Below are 17,340 nucleotides of genomic sequence, written 5' to 3' on the forward strand. Positions count from 1 at the left end.
TCATATCGCCGTGAAACGGTGCAAGATCGGCGCGCGCCGATTGCCGCCGCCGCGGCCTCCCTGGTCGTGCAGGCCGCTCGGATTTTGCTGGGGTTGGGGCCCTGCTTTACGGTATAATCCGTTTTTCCCGCGAGCATCCAGCGATGACCAAATATGTTTTCGTCACCGGCGGCGTAGTATCTTCCCTCGGCAAGGGTATTGCCGCCGCTTCCCTCGCCGCGATCCTCGAATCGCGCGGTCTCAAAGTCACCCTCCTCAAGCTCGATCCCTACATCAACGTCGACCCCGGCACGATGAGCCCGTTTCAGCACGGCGAAGTGTTCGTGACGGAAGACGGAGCGGAGACCGACCTCGACCTCGGCCACTATGAGCGCTTCATCAGCACGAAGATGCGCAAGGCCAACAACTTCACCACGGGCCAGATCTACGAATCGGTGATCCGCAAGGAACGCCGCGGCGATTATCTCGGCAAGACGGTGCAGGTCATCCCGCACATCACGAATGAAATCCAGGCGTTCATCGAACGCGGCGCGGCTTCCGCGACGTGCGGTGAGCCGGACGTCGCGATCGTCGAAGTGGGCGGCACCGTGGGCGACATCGAATCGCTGCCGTTCCTCGAGGCCGCGCGTCAAATGAGCCTGCGCATGGGCCGCAACAGCGCGTGCTTCGTGCACCTCACGCTGGTGCCGTGGGTCGCCACCGCCGGCGAACTGAAAACCAAGCCCACGCAACACAGCGTGCAGAAGCTGCGTGAAATCGGCATCTCGCCGCACGTGCTGCTGTGCCGCGCCGACCGCCGCATTCCGGACGACGAACGCGCGAAGATCTCGATGTTCTCGAACGTGCCCGAAGACGCGGTGATTTCCGTGTGGGATGCGGACAGCATCTACAAGATTCCGCAGATGCTGCACGACCAGGGTCTGGACGCGATCATCTGCGAGGAACTCAAGCTCACGCCGAAGCCGGCCGATCTGTCCATGTGGTCGAGGCTCGTCGAGAAGCTCGAGAATCCGCAGCACGAAGTCACGATCGGCATGGTCGGTAAGTACGTCGATCTGACCGAGTCGTACAAGTCGCTGATCGAAGCGCTGCGCCATGCGTCGATGCATACGGCGACCCGCGTGAACATCGAATACATCGATTCGGAAGAGATCGAGACGAAGGGCGTCGAAAGCCTCAGGCATCTCGACGCGGTGCTCGTGCCGGGCGGCTTCGGCCGTCGCGGCACCGAGGGCAAGATCGCCGCGATCCGCTATGCGCGCGAAGCCAAGGTGCCGTATCTCGGCATCTGCCTCGGCATGCAACTGGCCGTGATCGAATTCGCCCGCGACGTGGTGGGTCTGAAGGGTGCGAACAGCACCGAGTTCGACCAGGAAACCGAAAACCGCGTGGTCGCGCTGATCACCGAGTGGTACGACCGCGAAGGCCGCGTCGAAAAGCGTACCGAGGAATCGGACCTGGGCGGCACGATGCGCCTCGGTTCGCAACGTTGCCCGATCAAGCCCGGCACGATGGCCGAAGAGATCTACGGCAAGGACGTGAACGAGCGTCACCGGCATCGCTACGAGGTCAATAACCGCTTCGTGCCCCAGCTCGAAGCCGGCGGCCTTGTTATCAGCGCCCGCACGCCGAGTGAAGATCTGCCGGAAATGATGGAATTGCCGCGCGGCATGCACCCGTGGTTCGTCGGCGTGCAGTTCCACCCGGAATTCACCTCCACGCCGCGTGACGGCCATCCGCTCTTCAAGTCGTTCGTGGAAGCGGCGCTCGCGCATCAGCAGTCGCGCGTGGAAAAGGAAGTCGGAGAGCAAGCATGAAACTGGGCGATTTCGAAATTGGGCTCGACAAGCCGTTTTTCCTGATCGCGGGCACCTGTGTCGTCGAATCCGAACAGATGACGATCGACACGGCCGGCCGCCTCAAGGAAATCTGCGCGAAGCTGAACATTCCGTTCATCTACAAATCGTCGTACGACAAGGCCAATCGCAGCAGCGGCAAGTCGTTCCGCGGCTTGGGCATGGACGAAGGCCTGCGTATCCTGTCCGAAGTGAAGCGCCAGCTTGGTCTGCCCGTGCTCACCGACGTTCACGCCGAGCACGAGATCGAGCAGGTCGCGTCGGTGGTCGATGTGTTGCAAACGCCGGCTTTTCTGTGCCGTCAAACGGACTTCATCCATGCTTGCGCGCGCTCGGGCAAACCGGTCAACATCAAGAAAGGCCAGTTCCTCGCGCCGCACGACATGAAGAACGTGATCGACAAGGCGCGCGACGCGGCGCGTGAAGCGGGCCTCTCCGAAGACCGCTTCATGGCGTGCGAACGCGGCGTGTCGTTCGGCTATAACAATCTGGTGTCGGACATGCGCTCGCTCGCGATCATGCGCGAAACCAACGCGCCGATCGTGTTCGACGCCACCCACTCGGTGCAATTGCCGGGCGGGCAGGGCACGAGCTCGGGCGGTCAGCGCGAATTCGTGCCGGTGCTGGCGCGTGCCGCGGTGGCGGTGGGCGTGTCGGGGCTCTTCATGGAGACGCATCCCAAGCCTTCGGAAGCCAAATCGGACGGCCCGAACGCCGTGCCGCTGCACCGCATGGCCGAATTGCTGGAAACGCTTGTCACGCTCGACCAGGCCGTCAAGCGCGCGCCGTTCCTCGAAAGCGATTTCAACTGATTCAGCATGCGCGGCGTGTCATGCCTCGCGTGCATGATCTGCCCGTCGGCACGCGGCACATGCACGCAATGGTCGTCGAACGTATCGGTGCGCGAGTTGTCTGCCGGGGAGACCGGCCTGCGCCAGATACAGTGTCACAGTAAAGAATTCAACGTCATTTCTTGAGGAAACCATGAGTGCTATCGTAGATATCATCGGTCGAGAGATTCTCGATTCGCGAGGCAACCCCACCGTCGAATGCGACGTGCTGCTCGAGTCGGGCACGATGGGCCGCGCCGCGGTGCCGTCGGGCGCTTCCACGGGTTCGCGTGAAGCCATCGAACTGCGCGACGGCGAAACCGGCCGTTACAGCGGCAAGGGCGTGCTGAAGGCCGTCGAGCACATCAACACCGAAATCTCCGAAGCGATCATGGGCCTCGACGCTTCCGAGCAGGCTTTCCTCGACAAGACCCTGCTGGAACTCGACGGCACGGACAACAAATCGCGCCTCGGCGCGAACGCGATGCTGGCCGTTTCGATGGCCGTCGCGAAGGCCGCCGCTGAAGAAGCCGGCCTGCCGCTGTACCGCTACTTCGGCGGTTCGGGCGCGATGCAACTGCCGGTGCCGATGATGAACATCGTCAACGGCGGCGCGCACGCGAACAACAGCCTGGACATCCAGGAATTCATGATCGTGCCGGTCAGCCAGCCGACTTTCCGCGAAGCGCTGCGCTGTGGCGCCGAAGTGTTCCACGCACTGAAGAAGATCCTGAGCGACCGCGGCATGAGCACGGCAGTCGGCGATGAAGGCGGCTTCGCGCCGAACTTCGGCAGCAACGACGAATGCCTGTCCACCATCCTGCAAGCTATCGAGAAAGCGGGCTACCGTGCCGGCGAAGACGTGCTGCTCGCGCTCGACTGCGCGGCAAGCGAGTTCTATCACGACGGCAAGTACCAGTTGGCCGGCGAAGGCCTGCAACTGTCGTCGGCGGAATTCACCGACTACCTCGCCACGCTCGCGGACAAATTCCCGATCGTGTCGATCGAAGACGGCATGCACGAAAGCGACTGGGCCGGCTGGAAGCTGCTGACCGACAAGCTCGGCAAGAAGATCCAACTGGTGGGCGACGACCTGTTCGTCACCAACACGCGCATCCTGAAGGAAGGCATCGAGAAGGGCATCGCCAACTCGATCCTGATCAAGATCAACCAGATCGGCACGCTCACGGAAACGTTCGCGGCGATCGAAATGGCGAAGCGCGCAGGCTACACGGCCGTGATCTCGCACCGTTCGGGCGAAACCGAAGATTCGACCATCGCGGATATCGCAGTCGGCCTGAATGCCGGCCAGATCAAGACCGGTTCGCTGTCGCGCTCGGACCGTATCTCGAAGTACAACCAGTTGCTGCGTATCGAAGAAGACCTCGGCGATATCGCCAGCTATCCGGGCAAGTCGGCGTTCTACAATCTGCGCTAAATGACTGCAGGTAGCCAAACTGATTGCGCTAACCGATGAGCCGGTTATCCTTCGTTCCTGATTGACCTCGCCGCCCTGCGTATAGCGCAGGGCGGCGCGTATTTATTGTGCTTACTTCATGCGGCTTGTCACTGCTGTCCTGATCGTTCTACTGGTATTGATCCAGTACCCGCTCTGGTGGGGGCACGGCGGCTGGTTGCGCGTGCACGAGTTGCAGCAGCAACTGGCGCAGCAACAGCAGAAGAACGTCGATGCGAAGCTGCGCAACGAGCGTATTCAGGGAGAAGTGCAAGATTTGCAGAACGGCACGGCCGCGGTGGAAGAGCGGGCGCGCTACGAAATGGGCATGGTCAAGGACAGCGAGGTGTTCGTGCAGTTCGTCTCGCCGAATGCGCCGTTGCCGACCGCGAACACACCTTCAGTGACGACTTCCACGCGTGGTGAGATGTCGAGCGCACCGCTGCATATGGTGCCCAATCCGGAATCTCGCGCCAGGCCGGATAGAAAGCGCGGGAGCAAGACCGCGAAAGAGAAGACGGCCCCGCACTGAGCCGTGGCACCGGGTTGTCGCGCTCAGTCGTCGTATCGAGCCGTCGTTACTTGAACCTGCCCGCAACGCACCCGCGCATTGACTCGTTGCATTGACTCGTCTTACCAGCCCCAGTACGGCCCGTAGCCGACGCCGAGACCCGTTCCCCAGCCGTGCCCCCAACCACCGCCGTAATAGCTGCCGTACACGCTGACGGGCGGCGAGTAATAACGCGACCACACCTGCGCGGCGTTTTCCGCGGCAATGGCCTGGTTCTGCTCGGCCATCACCTGTTGATCGATGGCGTCATAGCGTTGACGCTCTTCCTGCGTAAGCGGCTGGGCGTTGTTGCCCATGCCTGACTGGTTGGCGGGCAAGCGGCTATAAATCGGCGACGGGCCCGGTGGGTCCATCACGCAGCCGGCTAGCGCAACGCTGCCGCCAATGACGGCCAATACGGCACAGGTGCGCGCCGAACGTATCAACGAAGTGAGGTGGTTCATGTTCGATCTCCGCCGGTCGGATGCCTAAGCAAGATATGCGGGCGTGGCCGCCAATGACACGACGCAATGATCAAAGATACCGCGCCGTCCGAGCCTTGAAAAGACAGCGGACGGCGCGGTAGTTTGCTGCCGTGGACAAGTGACACGCGTTGGCGTGGGGCGGGCATCACGCCCGCGCCGGCGGGCGTTCAATGCCGTTGTTCGGTGGCCGGCGTCACCCCTTGTGAGAGGGCATTCGCGACGAAAAGTTGCGCCACGTCGACCGGGTCGAATTCGTAGCGCTGGTTGCAGAATTCGCAATGGATCTCCACATGACCGCGCTCTTCGATCACGCCATCCACTTCCTCGCGGCCCAGCATCTTGAGCATCGCGCCGACTTTTTCACGCGAACAGGTGCACTCGAAGCGCGCCGTGGCCGGCTCGAAATGCTGGACGTTTTCCTGCCAGAAGAGGCGGCGGAACACCGTTTCCGGCTCTTCCTTCAGCAGCTCGTCTTGCGACAGCGTGCCGCCCAGCGTGCAGACGCGTTCCCACGTATCGGCGTCCAGTTCGCCCGGATGCGGAACGATGCCGCCGTCGCCCGGCAGCTTTTGCAGCAGCATGCCGACCGCGCGCTCGGTGTTCGCGGCGAGCCACAGGCGCGTGTCGAGCTGTTCCGAGTGATGCATGTAATGTTCGAGCACTTCGGCCATCGACTTAAGCGGTCCGTCCACGCCCGACAGCGGCACGATGCTTTGATACGGCTGCTGGCCCGGCTGCTTGTCGCGCGGGTCCAACGTAATCACGCAGCGGCCGTGGCCGCCCGCGTTGACCAGTTCGATCAGCGACGTGGCGTCGCCGATCGCGTTGCCCGCTTCGCCGGACAGCTTCGCGGTGGCGCGCATCGACAGATCGGAACTGCACTGCACCACCAGCATTCTGGCCGGGCCGTCGCCGAAAATCTGCATGATGAGCGTGCCGTCGAACTTCAGATTCGCCGACAGCAGCGCGCACGCGGCCATCATCTCGCCGAGAATCGTCCGCACGGGCGCCGGGTACTCACGCCGCGTCAGCACTTCCTGCCACGTATTGCGCAGCGAAACGATCTCGCCGCGCACCGGCGCCGCGCTGAACATGAATTTTTGCAACTGGTCGCTCACAACTTTTCCTCGGTCGAATGACGCGGCCTGATGCCGCGCCGTGCGCGCCCGCGCTCCGGCTGTTTAGCCGATACGCACGAGCTGCGCCTTGAAATACTCGCGGCGTTCGGCATAGCTTGCCGTGCCGCGCTGCATATTGGCGATATCCGTCTCGCTCAGCTCGCGCACCACTTTGGCGGGCGCGCCGAGAATCAGCGAATTGTCGGGAAACACCTTGCCTTCCGTGACGATGGCGCCCGCTCCGACCAGACAGTTGCGGCCGATCACCGCGCCATTCAAGACCACCGCCTGAATTCCGATCAGCGAGCCTTCCTTGATCGTGCAGCCATGCAGCATGACCTGGTGGCCGACGGTCACGTTCGCCTCGATCTTCAGCGGAAAGCCGGGGTCGGTGTGCAGCACCGCGTTTTCCTGCACGTTGCTGCCCGCGCCGATGGTGATCGGCTCGTTGTCGCCGCGAATCGTCGCGCCGAACCACACGCTCGAATTTTCCCCGAGCGTCACGTTGCCGATGATGTTCGCCGAATCCGCGACGAACACGCTTTCGTGGATGGTCGGGGCGGCTTCGCCAAGCTTGTAAATCGTCACAGTGTCTCCTCTTGATCGGTCGCCATGCGCGGTGCGGCGGGCTGAAAACTGCCTGAATCGGCGCGTGTCGCCAGCGCAACGAGCGCGTCGGATGGTCGAATCGAGTATTGTAAACGGTTGTGTGATTCGGGTGCCTGGCGAGGCGGGCAGGGAAGTGCGAGGGTCACAGGCCGTGTCTTCCTGTTGTGCGCCATTGTTACGCGTGTCGCCGGTTGTGTCCGTGAACAGCGTTTTGGACCTCGCCTTGGATGCCGGATTTGGCTTTCCTTCGCTCCTTTCCTGGTCCCGCTGTCATCCTCTCCAACCGCAGTCCAACTGCCGTTCCCTTTGCCGATCCGCTTGCCATGATTCGCGCCGCTCCGTCCGCTTCCTCCATGCCGCTCGCCTCCAACGCCGCGAACCGGGCTCGATGCGCACGCACGGCCGCGCTCGCCGCATTGCGCGAAACCGATCCGGTCGCGAAGACGGCCGCCACCCGTGCGCTGTACGCCGCCGTGCTCGACGGCAGCCTGGCATGCTCGCCGGACCTCGAACTCGAAGAGCCGGCCGGCCTGCCGGGCCGTCCGGAGCGGCCCGAACTGGTCGAGCCGCGCAAGCTGGGGCGACGCAGCATGCAATCGCCGCAAGGGCGCGCCGTTCTGCTGCACGCGCTCGCGCACATCGAATTCAACGCGATCAACCTCGCGCTCGACGCCGTGTGGCGCTTCACGGGCATGCCCGTCGACTTCTACGCGGACTGGCTCAAGGTTGCCGCAGAGGAGGCGTATCACTTCTCGCTGCTCGCCGCGCGCCTCGCGGAATACGACCACGTCTACGGCGATTTTCCCGCGCACGACGGCCTGTGGGACATGTGCGAGCGCACGCGTGGCGACGTGCTGGCGCGCATGGCGCTGGTGCCGCGCACGCTGGAAGCGCGCGGCCTCGACGCCTCGCCGCCGATCCGCGCGCGGCTGCAACAAGCGGGCGATCAGGCGTCCGCGGCGATTCTCGACGTGATCCTGCGCGACGAAATCGGCCACGTACTGATCGGCAATCGCTGGTTCCGTTACTTGTGCGACGAGGGTGGCCGGGATCCGCACGCGACTTACACGCGTCTCGCCGACCAGTATCACGCACCGAAACTACGTGGCCCGTTCAATTTCGAGGCGCGCCGCGACGCGGGTTTCGATGAAGCGGAACTCGCCGCGCTGGCGGGCCTCGACGCTCCCGCGCCTGTTGCGCCCGCAGAGGACGACTGACGGAGCGACCCGTTCCCCAATCGGCCGACGCCGCGCCGGCTATCTCGCTATAATCGAACGACCATTCTTTTCCGGGTGCGCCGTTCATGACTCTCTCCCAATCCGAATTCATCGCCGTGCACGGCATCCGTCTGCATGTGCGGCGCTGGGGCAGTCCGCGTGCGCCCATGCTGTTCATGCTGCACGGCTGGATGGACGTGGCGGCGTCCTTCCAGTTCGTCGTCGATGCGCTCGGCGGCGACTGGCAGGTGATCGCGCCGGACATGCGCGGCTTCGGCCTGTCCGACTGGCCGGTGGCGGAGCATGGCGGCGGCAACTACTGGATTCCGGACTATCTCGCCGATCTGGACGCATTGCTCGACCACTATGCGCCAACCGGCGAAGTGAATCTGGTCGGCCACAGCATGGGCGCGAACATCGCGTGCATCTATGCGGGCGTGCGGCCGGAGCGGGTGCGGCGCGTGATCGACCTCGAAGGCTTCGGCCTCGCACCGTCGCACCCGGCGCAAGCGCCTGGCCGGCTGCGTCACTGGCTCGACGAGTTGCACGATCCGCCGCATTTGAAGCGCTATGCGTCGCTCGACGAGGTCGCCGGGCGGCTGATCAAGACCAACCCGCGGCTCGATCCGCGGCGCGCGCGGTTTCTCGCGCAGCACTGGTCGAAGCCGGACGCCGAAGGGCGCTTCATGCTGCTCGCCGATCCGGCGCACAAGCTGCGCGGTCCGACGCTGTACCGCCTCGACGAAGTCATGGCCATCTGGCGCAAGGTCAGCGCCAAAGTGCTGCACGTTGAAGCCGCCAATTCGCCAACGCTCGCGCAGATCGCCGGCGACATTCCGCTCGACGAGTTCAAGGCGCGTTTTCAGGCTTTCCCGGACTGGCGCGAGAAGATCATCGACGAAGCGGGGCACATGGTGCATCACGACCAGCCGGAGCAGGTGGCTGCGCTGATCGAAGGGTTTTGCGCGTAGACGCCTCCAAAAATCCGGGGGATGAGGCACGGTGGCGCGAGATAGCTCCGCGTTCACTTACTGCGTTGCAGTAAAATGAGCGCTGAACTTTTTCAAGACACTGATGAACGCCGACCTCCACTGCCATTCCACTGTCTCCGACGGCCAGTTCGCGCCGGCCGACGTCGCGCGCCGCGCGCACGCGGGCGGTGTGACGCTGTGGGCCTTGACCGACCACGACGAACTGGGCGGCCAGCAAGAGGCGCGCAGCGCGGCGGAAGCGCTCGGCATGGGCTACCTGAGCGGTGTGGAAATTTCGGTTACGTGGGCCTCGCGCACGGTGCATATCGTGGGGCTCGGCATCGATCCCACCAGTTCGGTTCTGATCGACGGTCTCGCGCGCACCCGCAACGGCCGCGCCGCGCGTGCCGAGGCGATCGGCGAACAGTTGGCCACGCTCGGCATACCCGACGCCTACCAGGGCGCGCTCAAGTACGTGTCGAATCCGGACATGATTTCGCGCACGCATTTCGCGCGCTTCATGGTCGAAAACGGCTACGCCAGTTCCACGCAAGACGTGTTCACCCGTATTCTCGGCGACGGCAAGCCCGGCTATGTGCCGCATCGCTGGGCCAAACTGGCCGACGCGGTGGGCTGGATTCGGGCCGCGGGCGGCGAGGCGGTCATTGCGCACCCGGGCCGCTACGACTATTCGCCGGTCGAATTCGACGCGTTTTTCGCCGAATTCATCGATCTGGGCGGCAAGGCGATCGAGGTGGTGACGGGCAGTCATACGCCCGATCAATACCGCGAATATGCGGATGTCGCGCGCCGTTTCGGCTTTGAGGCGTCGCGCGGCTCCGATTTCCACGCACCCGGCGAAGGCCGCGTCGACCTCGGCACGCTGCCGCCGCTGCCTTCCGATCTCAAGCCCGTCTGGGAACGCTGGCTGTGATTGCGCGCCGTGCCGCGGCGGCACGATACGCGCGAAAGCCGGCCGCCCCTGGCGCGTGCTTTCGTCCGCTTGTTCGTCCGCTTCTCTGTCTGCTTCGCATCCGGTTTCCGTTCGCAGTCATCTGTCGCCATGGTTAGTCATCATGTCCCAATACTTTCGGCTTCATCCTGACAACCCGCAGCCGCGGCTCGTCAAGCAGGCCGTGCAGATCATCAACGATGGCGGCGTGGTCGCGTTGCCGACGGATTCGAGCTACGCGCTCGCCTGCCATCTCGACGACAAGAACGCGGTCGAGCGCCTGCGGCGCATTCGCGGGCTCGACGAAAAGCAGTTGCTGTCGCTGCTGGTGCGCGACCTCTCGGAGCTGGCGAATTTCGCGATGGTCGACAACCGGCAGTACCGGCTGATCAAATCGGTGACGCCGGGTCCCTACGTGTTCGTCTTGCAGGCCACCAAGGAAGTGCCGCGGCGCCTGTCGCATCCGTCGCGCAAGACCATCGGCCTGCGGGTGCCCGAGCACGCGATCACGCTGGCGATTCTCGAGGAGCTCGGTCAGCCGCTGCTCGGCTCCACGCTGATCATGCCGGGCGAAACGCAGCCGCTGAACGACCCGGAGGACATTCGCGCGCGGCTGGAAAAACAACTGGATCTGGTAATCGACGGCGGCCCGTGCGTGTGCGAACCGTCCACGGTGATCGACCTGAGCGGCGCCGAACCGGTGCTGGTGCGAGCCGGGCGCGGTTCTCTCGCGCCATTCGGTCTCGAAGAAACGGCATGAACGAAAGCGGACAGACGCACGCAACCGCGTTGTTACAATAGCGAGATATGGATTCTTCCCTGATACAGACCATTGCGGTGTACGCGCTGCCGGTGATTTTCGCGATCACGCTGCACGAAGCCGCGCATGGTTACGTCGCGCGCTGGCTCGGCGACAATACCGCGTACGTGCTCGGCCGCGTGTCCATCAATCCGATGCGGCACATCGACCCGCTCGGCACGATCGCGATTCCCCTGCTGTTGTACTTCGCCACCAGTGGCGCCTTCATGTTCGGTTACGCGAAGCCCGTGCCGGTCGCCTTCGGCAACTTGCGCAATCCGCGCTGGGGCAGCCTGTGGGTGGCGGCGGCGGGTCCAGGATGTAATTTCGTGCAGGCGCTGATCTGGGGCCTGTTCGGCGTCGCGCTCGCGGTGCTGAGCGTCGAGGAGCCGTTTCTCACGCGCATGGCGGGCGCGGGCGTCGGCGTGAACCTCGTGCTCGGCGTGCTCAACCTGTTTCCGCTGCCGCCGCTCGACGGCGGCCGCGTGCTGATGGCGCTGTTGCCGCCGCGGCACTCGATCGCGCTGTCGCGCCTCGAGCCTTACGGTTTTTTCATCGTGATGGCGCTGGTGATGACGGGCACGCTGACGCGTTACTGGTTGAGCCCGCTCGTCACGATCGGCTACGCTGCGATTACCGCAATTCTGACTCCACTCGTTTCGCTTTTTTAAATAACCATGTTCCCAGACCGTATCTTCTCCGGCATGCGGCCCACCGGGTCACTGCACCTCGGCCACTATCACGGCGTGCTGAAAAACTGGGTGCGGCTGCAGTCCGAATACCCGTGTTTCTTCTGCGTGGTCGACTGGCACGCGCTGACGACGCACTACGAAACGCCCGAAGTGATCGAAAAGAACGTCTGGGACGTGCTGATCGACTGGCTTGCCTCCGGCATCGATCCGGCGCAGGCCACGCTGTTCATCCAGAGCAAGGTGCCCGAGCACGCGGAACTGGCGCTGCTGCTCGGCATGAGCACGCCGCTCGGCTGGCTCGAACGCGTACCGACCTACAAGGAACAGATGGAGAAGCTGAAGGACAAGGACCTGTCCACTTACGGCTTCCTCGGCTATCCGGTGCTGATGGCGGCGGACATTCTGCTGTACCGCGGCTCGCTCGTGCCGGTCGGTGAAGATCAGGTGCCGCACGTCGAAATGACGCGTGAAATCGCGCGCCGTTTCAACTACCTGTACGGCCGTGAGCCGGGCTTCGAGGAAAAGGCCAGCGAAGCGGCGAAGAAGCTCGGCGGCAAGCGCGCGAAGCTGTATCACGAGTTGCGCAATGCCTACCAGCAGGAAGGCGACGACGAAGCGCTCGAACAGGCGCGCGCGATGTTGCAGGAGTCGCAGAGTCTGTCGATGAACGACCGCGAGCGGCTGTTCGGCTACCTCGAAGGGTCGCGCAAGATCATCCTCGTCGAGCCGCAGGCCATGCTCACGGAGGCGTCGCGCATGCCGGGTCTCGACGGCCAGAAAATGTCGAAGTCATACGGCAATACGATCGGCCTGCGCGAAGACGCGGAAACGATCACGAAAAAAGTCCGCACCATGCCGACCGACCCGGCGCGCGTGCGCCGCACCGATCCGGGCGACCCGGACAAATGCCCGGTGTGGCAACTGCACCAGGTCTACACGGACGAAGCCACGCACGAGTGGGTGCAGAAGGGCTGCCGGACGGCCGGCATCGGTTGTCTCGAGTGCAAGCAGCCGGTGATCGAAGGCATCCTGCGCGAACAGCAGCCCATGCTCGAACGCGCGCAGAAGTACATGGACGATCCGTCGCTGTTGCGCGCGATCGTCGCCGACGGCTGCGACAAGGCCCGCAAGTTCGCCACCGAAACGATGCGCGACGTGCGGGAAGCGATGGGTCTGTCATACAACTGAGCGGCGGGTGCAAGCGATGAATACGCCGGCCGTCTCGCCGCCATCGCACGGAAACGGCGAGCCGTCGCAGTGGGTGCGCCATTGGGCGCACCTGGTCGCGGCGGGCGGCGCCGTGCTGGACGTGGCATCGGGAGCCGGGCGGCATGCGCGCTTTTTTGCGTCGCGGGGTCATCCGGTGACGGCAATCGACCGCGACGCAGTGGCGCTCGACACGATGCGCGACGAGCCGCTCATCACGACGTTCGCCGCCGACCTCGAGGGCGCCGCATGGCCTTTGTCGGACGACGCGAAGTTCGCCGCTGTCGTCGTGACGAACTACCTGCATCGGCCGCTTTTTCCGCAGCTTCTGAACTTGCTCGTGCCCGGCGGCGTACTGGTTTACGAGACCTTCGCGCAAGGAAACGAAAGCATCGGCAAGCCCTCTAATCCCGCGTTCCTGCTCGCGCCCGGCGAACTGCTCGATGTGGTCCGGGGCCGCCTGCGGGTGGTCGCGTTTCAAGATGGTTTTCTCGCGCAGCCGCGTCCGGCTTACGTCCAGCGGATTTGCGCAATTCTCGAAGCGGAGCGCTCAGTCGACACCGCGCAGGCGGCACCCCCGCCTTGTTACGAGTTGGCTGGCTAATCCGCTACAATCGCGGTTTACCTGATCAAATTCATGGCGTTTCATGACTAACGGCAACCAGAGCGGCAATCAAGGCAGCAACGACGGGGTCCGGATTCGCGGCAGCATTCCCGCCATCATCACTCCCATGCTTGAAGACGGCAGCCTCGATCTGCCGGCGTTTCGCAAACTGATCGACTGGCATATCGCGGAGGGCACGAATGCGCTGGTCGTGGTCGGCACGAGCGGCGAATCGGCCACGCTATCGGTCGAGGAACACGTGCTGATGGTCAAGACGGCGGTCGAGCACACGGCGGGCCGGATTCCGGTGATCGCGGGCTCGGGCGGCAACTCCACCACCGAGGCGATCGAACTCACGCAGCAGGCGAGGGAAGTGGGTGCGGACGCCACGCTGCAAGTCGTGCCGTACTACAACAAGCCGACCCAGGAAGGCATCTATCGCCACTTCACGAAGATCGCGGAAACCGTCGATCTGCCGGTGATCCTGTACAACGTGCCCGGCCGCACCGTTGCGGACATGAGCAACGAAACCATCCTGCGTTGCGCGCAGGTGCCGGGCATCATCGGCGTGAAGGAAGCGACCGGCAACATCGATCGCGCCGCGCATCTGATCAAGTCGGCGCCCGCGCACTTCGGCATCTACAGCGGCGACGATCCCACCGCGATCGCGTTGATGCTGCTCGGCGGCCACGGCAATATTTCGGTCACCGCGAACGTCGCGCCGCGCGCGATGAGCGAACTGTGCAAGGCCGCGCTTGCCGCGGACGCCAGGACCGCCCGAGAGATTCATCTCAAACTCCTGTCGCTGCATAAGAACCTGTTCATCGAATCGAATCCGATTCCCGCGAAATGGGCGCTGCAGCAACTGGGTCGTGTGCAGGGCGGAATCCGCCTGCCGCTCACGCCGCTCGACGCGCAATACCACGAAGCGGTGCGCGGCGCGCTGCGCGAAGCGGGCCTGCTGGGCTAAGCGGACCCACCGCGGCACCCATCAGCGCTAACGAAAGCCTGCCACCGGCATCCCCTTAACCGACGTCGATCCAGCCCACGTTCCCGGCACACAGAACCAGGCACCGCGTTCCAGCATCACGAAGGACCTCATGAAACGTTCCGCACTTTCCCTCCACGCAACCCGCATGGCGGCGCTGGCGCTTGCCCTCACGACGCTCGCCGGCTGTGACACGCTGAACGACTGGTTCGCTTCCGACCGCGTCAACTACAAGGGCGCGGGCAGCGCGCCGCCGCTCGCCGTTCCGGGCGACCTCACCACCACGCCGACCGATCAGCGCTATGTCGCGCCGCCCGCCAATCTGGCACTGGGCGGTGCCACGAAACGCGCGATCACCGCGGCGGGCAACGCCACCGAAGGGCAACCCACCGCGCAAGACCCGTTCGGCATGCACATCGAGCGCGACGGCGACCGCCGCTGGCTGGTGGTCGACGGCCGCTCGCCGGAACAACTGTGGTCGCAGTTGCAGGAGTTCTGGCAGGAAAACGGCTTCGCGCTGAAAACCGACGCGCCGGCCACCGGCATCCTGGTGACCGACTGGGCTGAAAATCGCGCCAATATTCCGGACGACTGGTTCCGCCGCACGGTGGGCAAGGTCATCGACTTCGCGTATTCGTCGGGCACCCGCGACAGCTTCCGCACGCTCGTGTCGCGCGGTGCGTCCGACACCACGGACATCTCGATCACGCATAGCGCGATGGAAGAAATGCTGACGGGCCAGGACAAGACGTCGTCGCGCTGGGAAGAGCGTCCGCGCGATCCCGCGCTGGAGGCGCTGTTCCTCACCAAGCTGATGCAGAAATTCGGCCTGACCGAAGCGCAATCGAAGCAACTGCTGACCGATGCGCGTCCGGCTACCGCGCCGGCCAAAATCGACAAGACCGCGGGCGCGTCGACGCTCGATCTGCAGGAATCGTTCGACCGTGCATGGCTGCGCGTGGGCCTTGCACTCGACCGCACCAACTTCACCGTCGACAACCGCGACCGCGCAAAGGGGATCTACTACGTGCGTTACGCGGATTCGATGCAGGAACTGAAGAAGGAGGGGCTGTTCGGCAAGCTGTTCTACAGCGGCAGTTCGTCGAAGAAGCCGGGTCAGGAATTCCTCGTCAACGTGCGCTCCAAGGGCGACAGCGTGACGCAGGTCGCGGTGCTGGACGCGAACGGACAAGTGGACAACTCGTCCGACGCGCAACGCATCGTGACGCTGCTGCACGCGCAACTGAATTAAGCGGGCCGTGAGGTTCGCGAGTCTTGGCAGCGGCAGTGAAGGGAATGCGTTGCTGGTCGAAGCGCGCAGCGGCGCCACCACCACGCGCGTGTTGCTCGACTGCGGCTTCTCGGCCAAGGAAGTCGAGCGGCGTTTGGCGCGGCTCGGCGCGAGCGCTGAGGCCCTCGACGCCATTCTCATCACGCACGAACACAGCGACCACATCGGCAGCGCGCTGACACTGGCGCGCAAGTGGTCGATTCCGCTGTACATGAGCTGGGGCACCGCCCGCGCAGTGGGCGCGGACGAAGCCGATGTCGACCTGCAGGTGCTGTGGGGCGACGAGGCGGTGGCAATCGGCGACCTCGGGATCCTCCCTTACACCGTTCCGCACGACGCCCGGGAGCCGCTGCAGTATGTGTTCTCGAACGGCGCCAGCCGGCTCGGCGTGCTGACCGATGTCGGCACTTCGACGCCGCATATCAGTTCGGTGCTGAGCGGCTGCGACGCGCTAGTGCTCGAGTGTAATCACGATCTGCGAATGCTGGCGGGCAGCCGCTATCCGCAATCGCTGAAGGCGCGCATCGGCGGCAATCACGGGCATTTGAACAACGACGCGGCGGCGGAAATTCTGGCGTCGCTCGACCGTTCGCGCTTGCGTCACCTGGTAGCCGCGCATCTGAGCCAGCAAAACAACTTACCGGAACTGGCACAAGCCGCGATGGCGGGTGTGCTGGGCTCGGAGCCCGCCGAAGTGGTGGTGGCTTCGCAGGACGAAGGTTTTGCGTGGCTGAGTTTGTGACGCGCATCTGAGCCGCGTGCGGACGCTGCATTGAAAAAGCCCATAACGATCGCTCGTTATGGGCTTTTTTCCAAGGCGGGCGTTTTGGGCGCCGCGCCTCGAATCATCTTTAGTTGCGGTTGCCGCCGAAAATACCAAGCAGCGCCAGCAGGTTGACGAACACGTTGTAAAGATCCAGGTAGATCGCGAGCGCAGCGGTGATGTAGTTCGTTTCACCACCGTTCACGACGCGCTGCACGTCGAACAGCATGTAGGCCGAGAAGATCACGATGGCCATGACCGAAACCGTCAGCATCAAGGCCGGCAGATGCAGGAACACGTTCGCGACCGAAGCGAGCAGCAGCACGATCACGCCCATGAAGAGCCACTTGCCGAGACCCGAGAAGTCGCGCTTGCTGACCGTGGCGATCGTTGCCATCGAGGCAAAGATCACACCAGTGCCACCAAAGGCGAGCATGATCAGCGACGGCCCATTCGAGAAACCGAGCACGAAGCCGAGGATGCGCGACAGCATCAGGCCCATGAAGAACGTGAAGCCGAGCAGCACAAAGACGCCGACAGCGCTGTCTTTGGTCTTCTCGATGGCGAACATGAAGCCGAAGGCGATCGCGAAGAACGCCAGCATGCTCATGGCGGGGCTGGTGGCGGCGAACAGCGAGAAACCGGTAGCGAGGCCAACCCACGCGCCCAGCACTGTCGGAATCATGGACAGCGCCAGCAGCCAGTAGGTGTTCCGTAGCACGCGGTTACGCGTTTCGACTGTGCTGACCGCGCCAGTGCGGCCAAAGCTATACGGATGTTCGTTCATGGTCTCTCCTTACGTCAGAAGCGTGTTGCGTAGTGGTTGTACAGCGGGTGTACCGAAATCGTGCAGCGCCTGCCGGATTTTGCCGCCGGTCGCGCGGTGTTCATTCCTAAGATTGGCGCGGTGGCGAGGAGTTTCAATGGCCTCGAAATCTCCAACAAGTCTACGC

At 63.8% G+C, this 17,340-nt stretch carries 18 protein-coding genes; 14 read left to right on the forward strand and 4 right to left on the reverse strand.

Annotated features, from left to right (window positions below):
* Positions 1–143: 143 nt before the first annotated feature.
* The 4 genes from CUJ90_RS06295 to ftsB all read left to right on the forward strand — a co-directional run bounded on the left by CUJ90_RS06295 (position 144) and on the right by ftsB (position 4,674).
* The gene (locus tag CUJ90_RS06295; protein ID WP_073427569.1) at positions 144–1,817 is read left to right on the forward strand and encodes a CTP synthase; all 1,674 of its coding nucleotides are present in this window, start codon (positions 144–146) and stop codon (positions 1,815–1,817) included.
* Positions 1,814–2,668, forward strand: a complete 855-nt coding sequence (gene kdsA / locus CUJ90_RS06300; protein ID WP_073427570.1) for a 3-deoxy-8-phosphooctulonate synthase — start codon at positions 1,814–1,816, stop codon at positions 2,666–2,668. The genes CUJ90_RS06295 and kdsA overlap by 4 nt, the downstream gene beginning before the upstream one ends.
* Before the next feature lie 172 nt (positions 2,669–2,840).
* Positions 2,841–4,124, forward strand: coding sequence for a phosphopyruvate hydratase (eno, locus tag CUJ90_RS06305; protein WP_073427571.1), 1,284 nt, complete (start codon positions 2,841–2,843; stop codon positions 4,122–4,124).
* A gap of 118 nt (positions 4,125–4,242) precedes the next feature.
* Positions 4,243–4,674 carry a cell division protein FtsB gene (ftsB, locus tag CUJ90_RS06310; protein WP_073427572.1) on the forward strand — a complete coding sequence of 144 codons (432 nt, stop codon included), beginning with the start codon at positions 4,243–4,245 and terminating at the stop codon, positions 4,672–4,674.
* Positions 4,675–4,775: 101 nt separating this feature from the next.
* Here the strand turns inward: ftsB and CUJ90_RS06315 are convergent, their stop codons facing one another.
* The 3 genes from CUJ90_RS06315 to CUJ90_RS06325 form a co-directional block, all read right to left on the reverse strand.
* Positions 4,776–5,156 carry a DUF1542 domain-containing protein gene (locus CUJ90_RS06315; protein WP_114162218.1) on the reverse strand — a complete coding sequence of 127 codons (381 nt, stop codon included), beginning with the start codon at positions 5,154–5,156 and terminating at the stop codon, positions 4,776–4,778.
* Positions 5,157–5,344: 188 nt separating this feature from the next.
* A complete protein-coding gene (hslO, locus tag CUJ90_RS06320) occupies positions 5,345–6,295 on the reverse strand; it encodes an Hsp33 family molecular chaperone HslO (RefSeq protein WP_083083367.1) in 951 nt (316 codons plus the stop codon).
* 63 nt (positions 6,296–6,358) lie between these two features.
* A complete protein-coding gene (locus CUJ90_RS06325) occupies positions 6,359–6,883 on the reverse strand; it encodes a gamma carbonic anhydrase family protein (RefSeq protein ID WP_083083368.1) in 525 nt (174 codons plus the stop codon).
* Between the two features lie 374 nt (positions 6,884–7,257).
* Here CUJ90_RS06325 and CUJ90_RS06330 point away from each other — a divergent pair, with 374 nt between their 5' ends.
* The 10 genes from CUJ90_RS06330 (at position 7,258) to CUJ90_RS06375 (ending at position 16,366) form a co-directional block, all read left to right on the forward strand.
* Positions 7,258–8,121 (forward strand): ferritin-like domain-containing protein, encoded by an 864-nt coding sequence (locus tag CUJ90_RS06330; RefSeq protein WP_422879699.1) that lies wholly within the window; start codon positions 7,258–7,260, stop codon positions 8,119–8,121.
* An 86-nt stretch (positions 8,122–8,207) separates the two neighbouring features.
* Positions 8,208–9,092 carry an alpha/beta fold hydrolase gene (locus CUJ90_RS06335; protein WP_114162220.1) on the forward strand — a complete coding sequence of 295 codons (885 nt, stop codon included), beginning with the start codon at positions 8,208–8,210 and terminating at the stop codon, positions 9,090–9,092.
* A 103-nt stretch (positions 9,093–9,195) separates the two neighbouring features.
* The gene (locus tag CUJ90_RS06340) at positions 9,196–10,026 is read left to right on the forward strand and encodes a 3',5'-nucleoside bisphosphate phosphatase (protein ID WP_073427578.1); all 831 of its coding nucleotides are present in this window, start codon (positions 9,196–9,198) and stop codon (positions 10,024–10,026) included.
* 142 nt (positions 10,027–10,168) lie between these two features.
* Entirely contained in the window at positions 10,169–10,804 is a 636-nt protein-coding gene (locus CUJ90_RS06345) for an L-threonylcarbamoyladenylate synthase (RefSeq protein ID WP_073427579.1), read from the forward strand.
* A gap of 47 nt (positions 10,805–10,851) precedes the next feature.
* Entirely contained in the window at positions 10,852–11,514 is a 663-nt protein-coding gene (locus CUJ90_RS06350) for a site-2 protease family protein (protein ID WP_114162221.1), read from the forward strand.
* A 6-nt stretch (positions 11,515–11,520) separates the two neighbouring features.
* Positions 11,521–12,723 (forward strand): tryptophan--tRNA ligase, encoded by a 1,203-nt coding sequence (locus CUJ90_RS06355; RefSeq protein ID WP_073427581.1) that lies wholly within the window; start codon positions 11,521–11,523, stop codon positions 12,721–12,723.
* A 16-nt stretch (positions 12,724–12,739) separates the two neighbouring features.
* On the forward strand, positions 12,740–13,345 hold the full coding sequence (locus CUJ90_RS06360) for a class I SAM-dependent methyltransferase (RefSeq protein ID WP_114163466.1): 606 nt from the start codon (positions 12,740–12,742) through the stop codon (positions 13,343–13,345).
* A 43-nt stretch (positions 13,346–13,388) separates the two neighbouring features.
* Positions 13,389–14,315: a 4-hydroxy-tetrahydrodipicolinate synthase gene (gene dapA / locus CUJ90_RS06365; RefSeq protein WP_083083372.1), complete on the forward strand. Its 927-nt coding sequence runs from the start codon at positions 13,389–13,391 to the stop codon at positions 14,313–14,315.
* Positions 14,316–14,445: 130 nt separating this feature from the next.
* Entirely contained in the window at positions 14,446–15,585 is a 1,140-nt protein-coding gene (gene bamC, locus CUJ90_RS06370) for an outer membrane protein assembly factor BamC (RefSeq protein ID WP_073427583.1), read from the forward strand.
* Positions 15,586–15,592: 7 nt separating this feature from the next.
* On the forward strand, positions 15,593–16,366 hold the full coding sequence (locus CUJ90_RS06375; RefSeq protein WP_073427584.1) for an MBL fold metallo-hydrolase: 774 nt from the start codon (positions 15,593–15,595) through the stop codon (positions 16,364–16,366).
* A gap of 109 nt (positions 16,367–16,475) precedes the next feature.
* Here CUJ90_RS06375 and CUJ90_RS06380 read toward each other — a convergent pair whose 3' ends face one another.
* Positions 16,476–17,174: a Bax inhibitor-1/YccA family protein gene (locus CUJ90_RS06380; RefSeq protein WP_073427585.1), complete on the reverse strand. Its 699-nt coding sequence runs from the start codon at positions 17,172–17,174 to the stop codon at positions 16,476–16,478.
* Between the last annotated feature and the right edge of the window lie 166 nt (positions 17,175–17,340).

The organism is Paraburkholderia terricola (assembly GCF_003330825.1).
Lineage (GTDB): Bacteria > Pseudomonadota > Gammaproteobacteria > Burkholderiales > Burkholderiaceae > Paraburkholderia > Paraburkholderia terricola.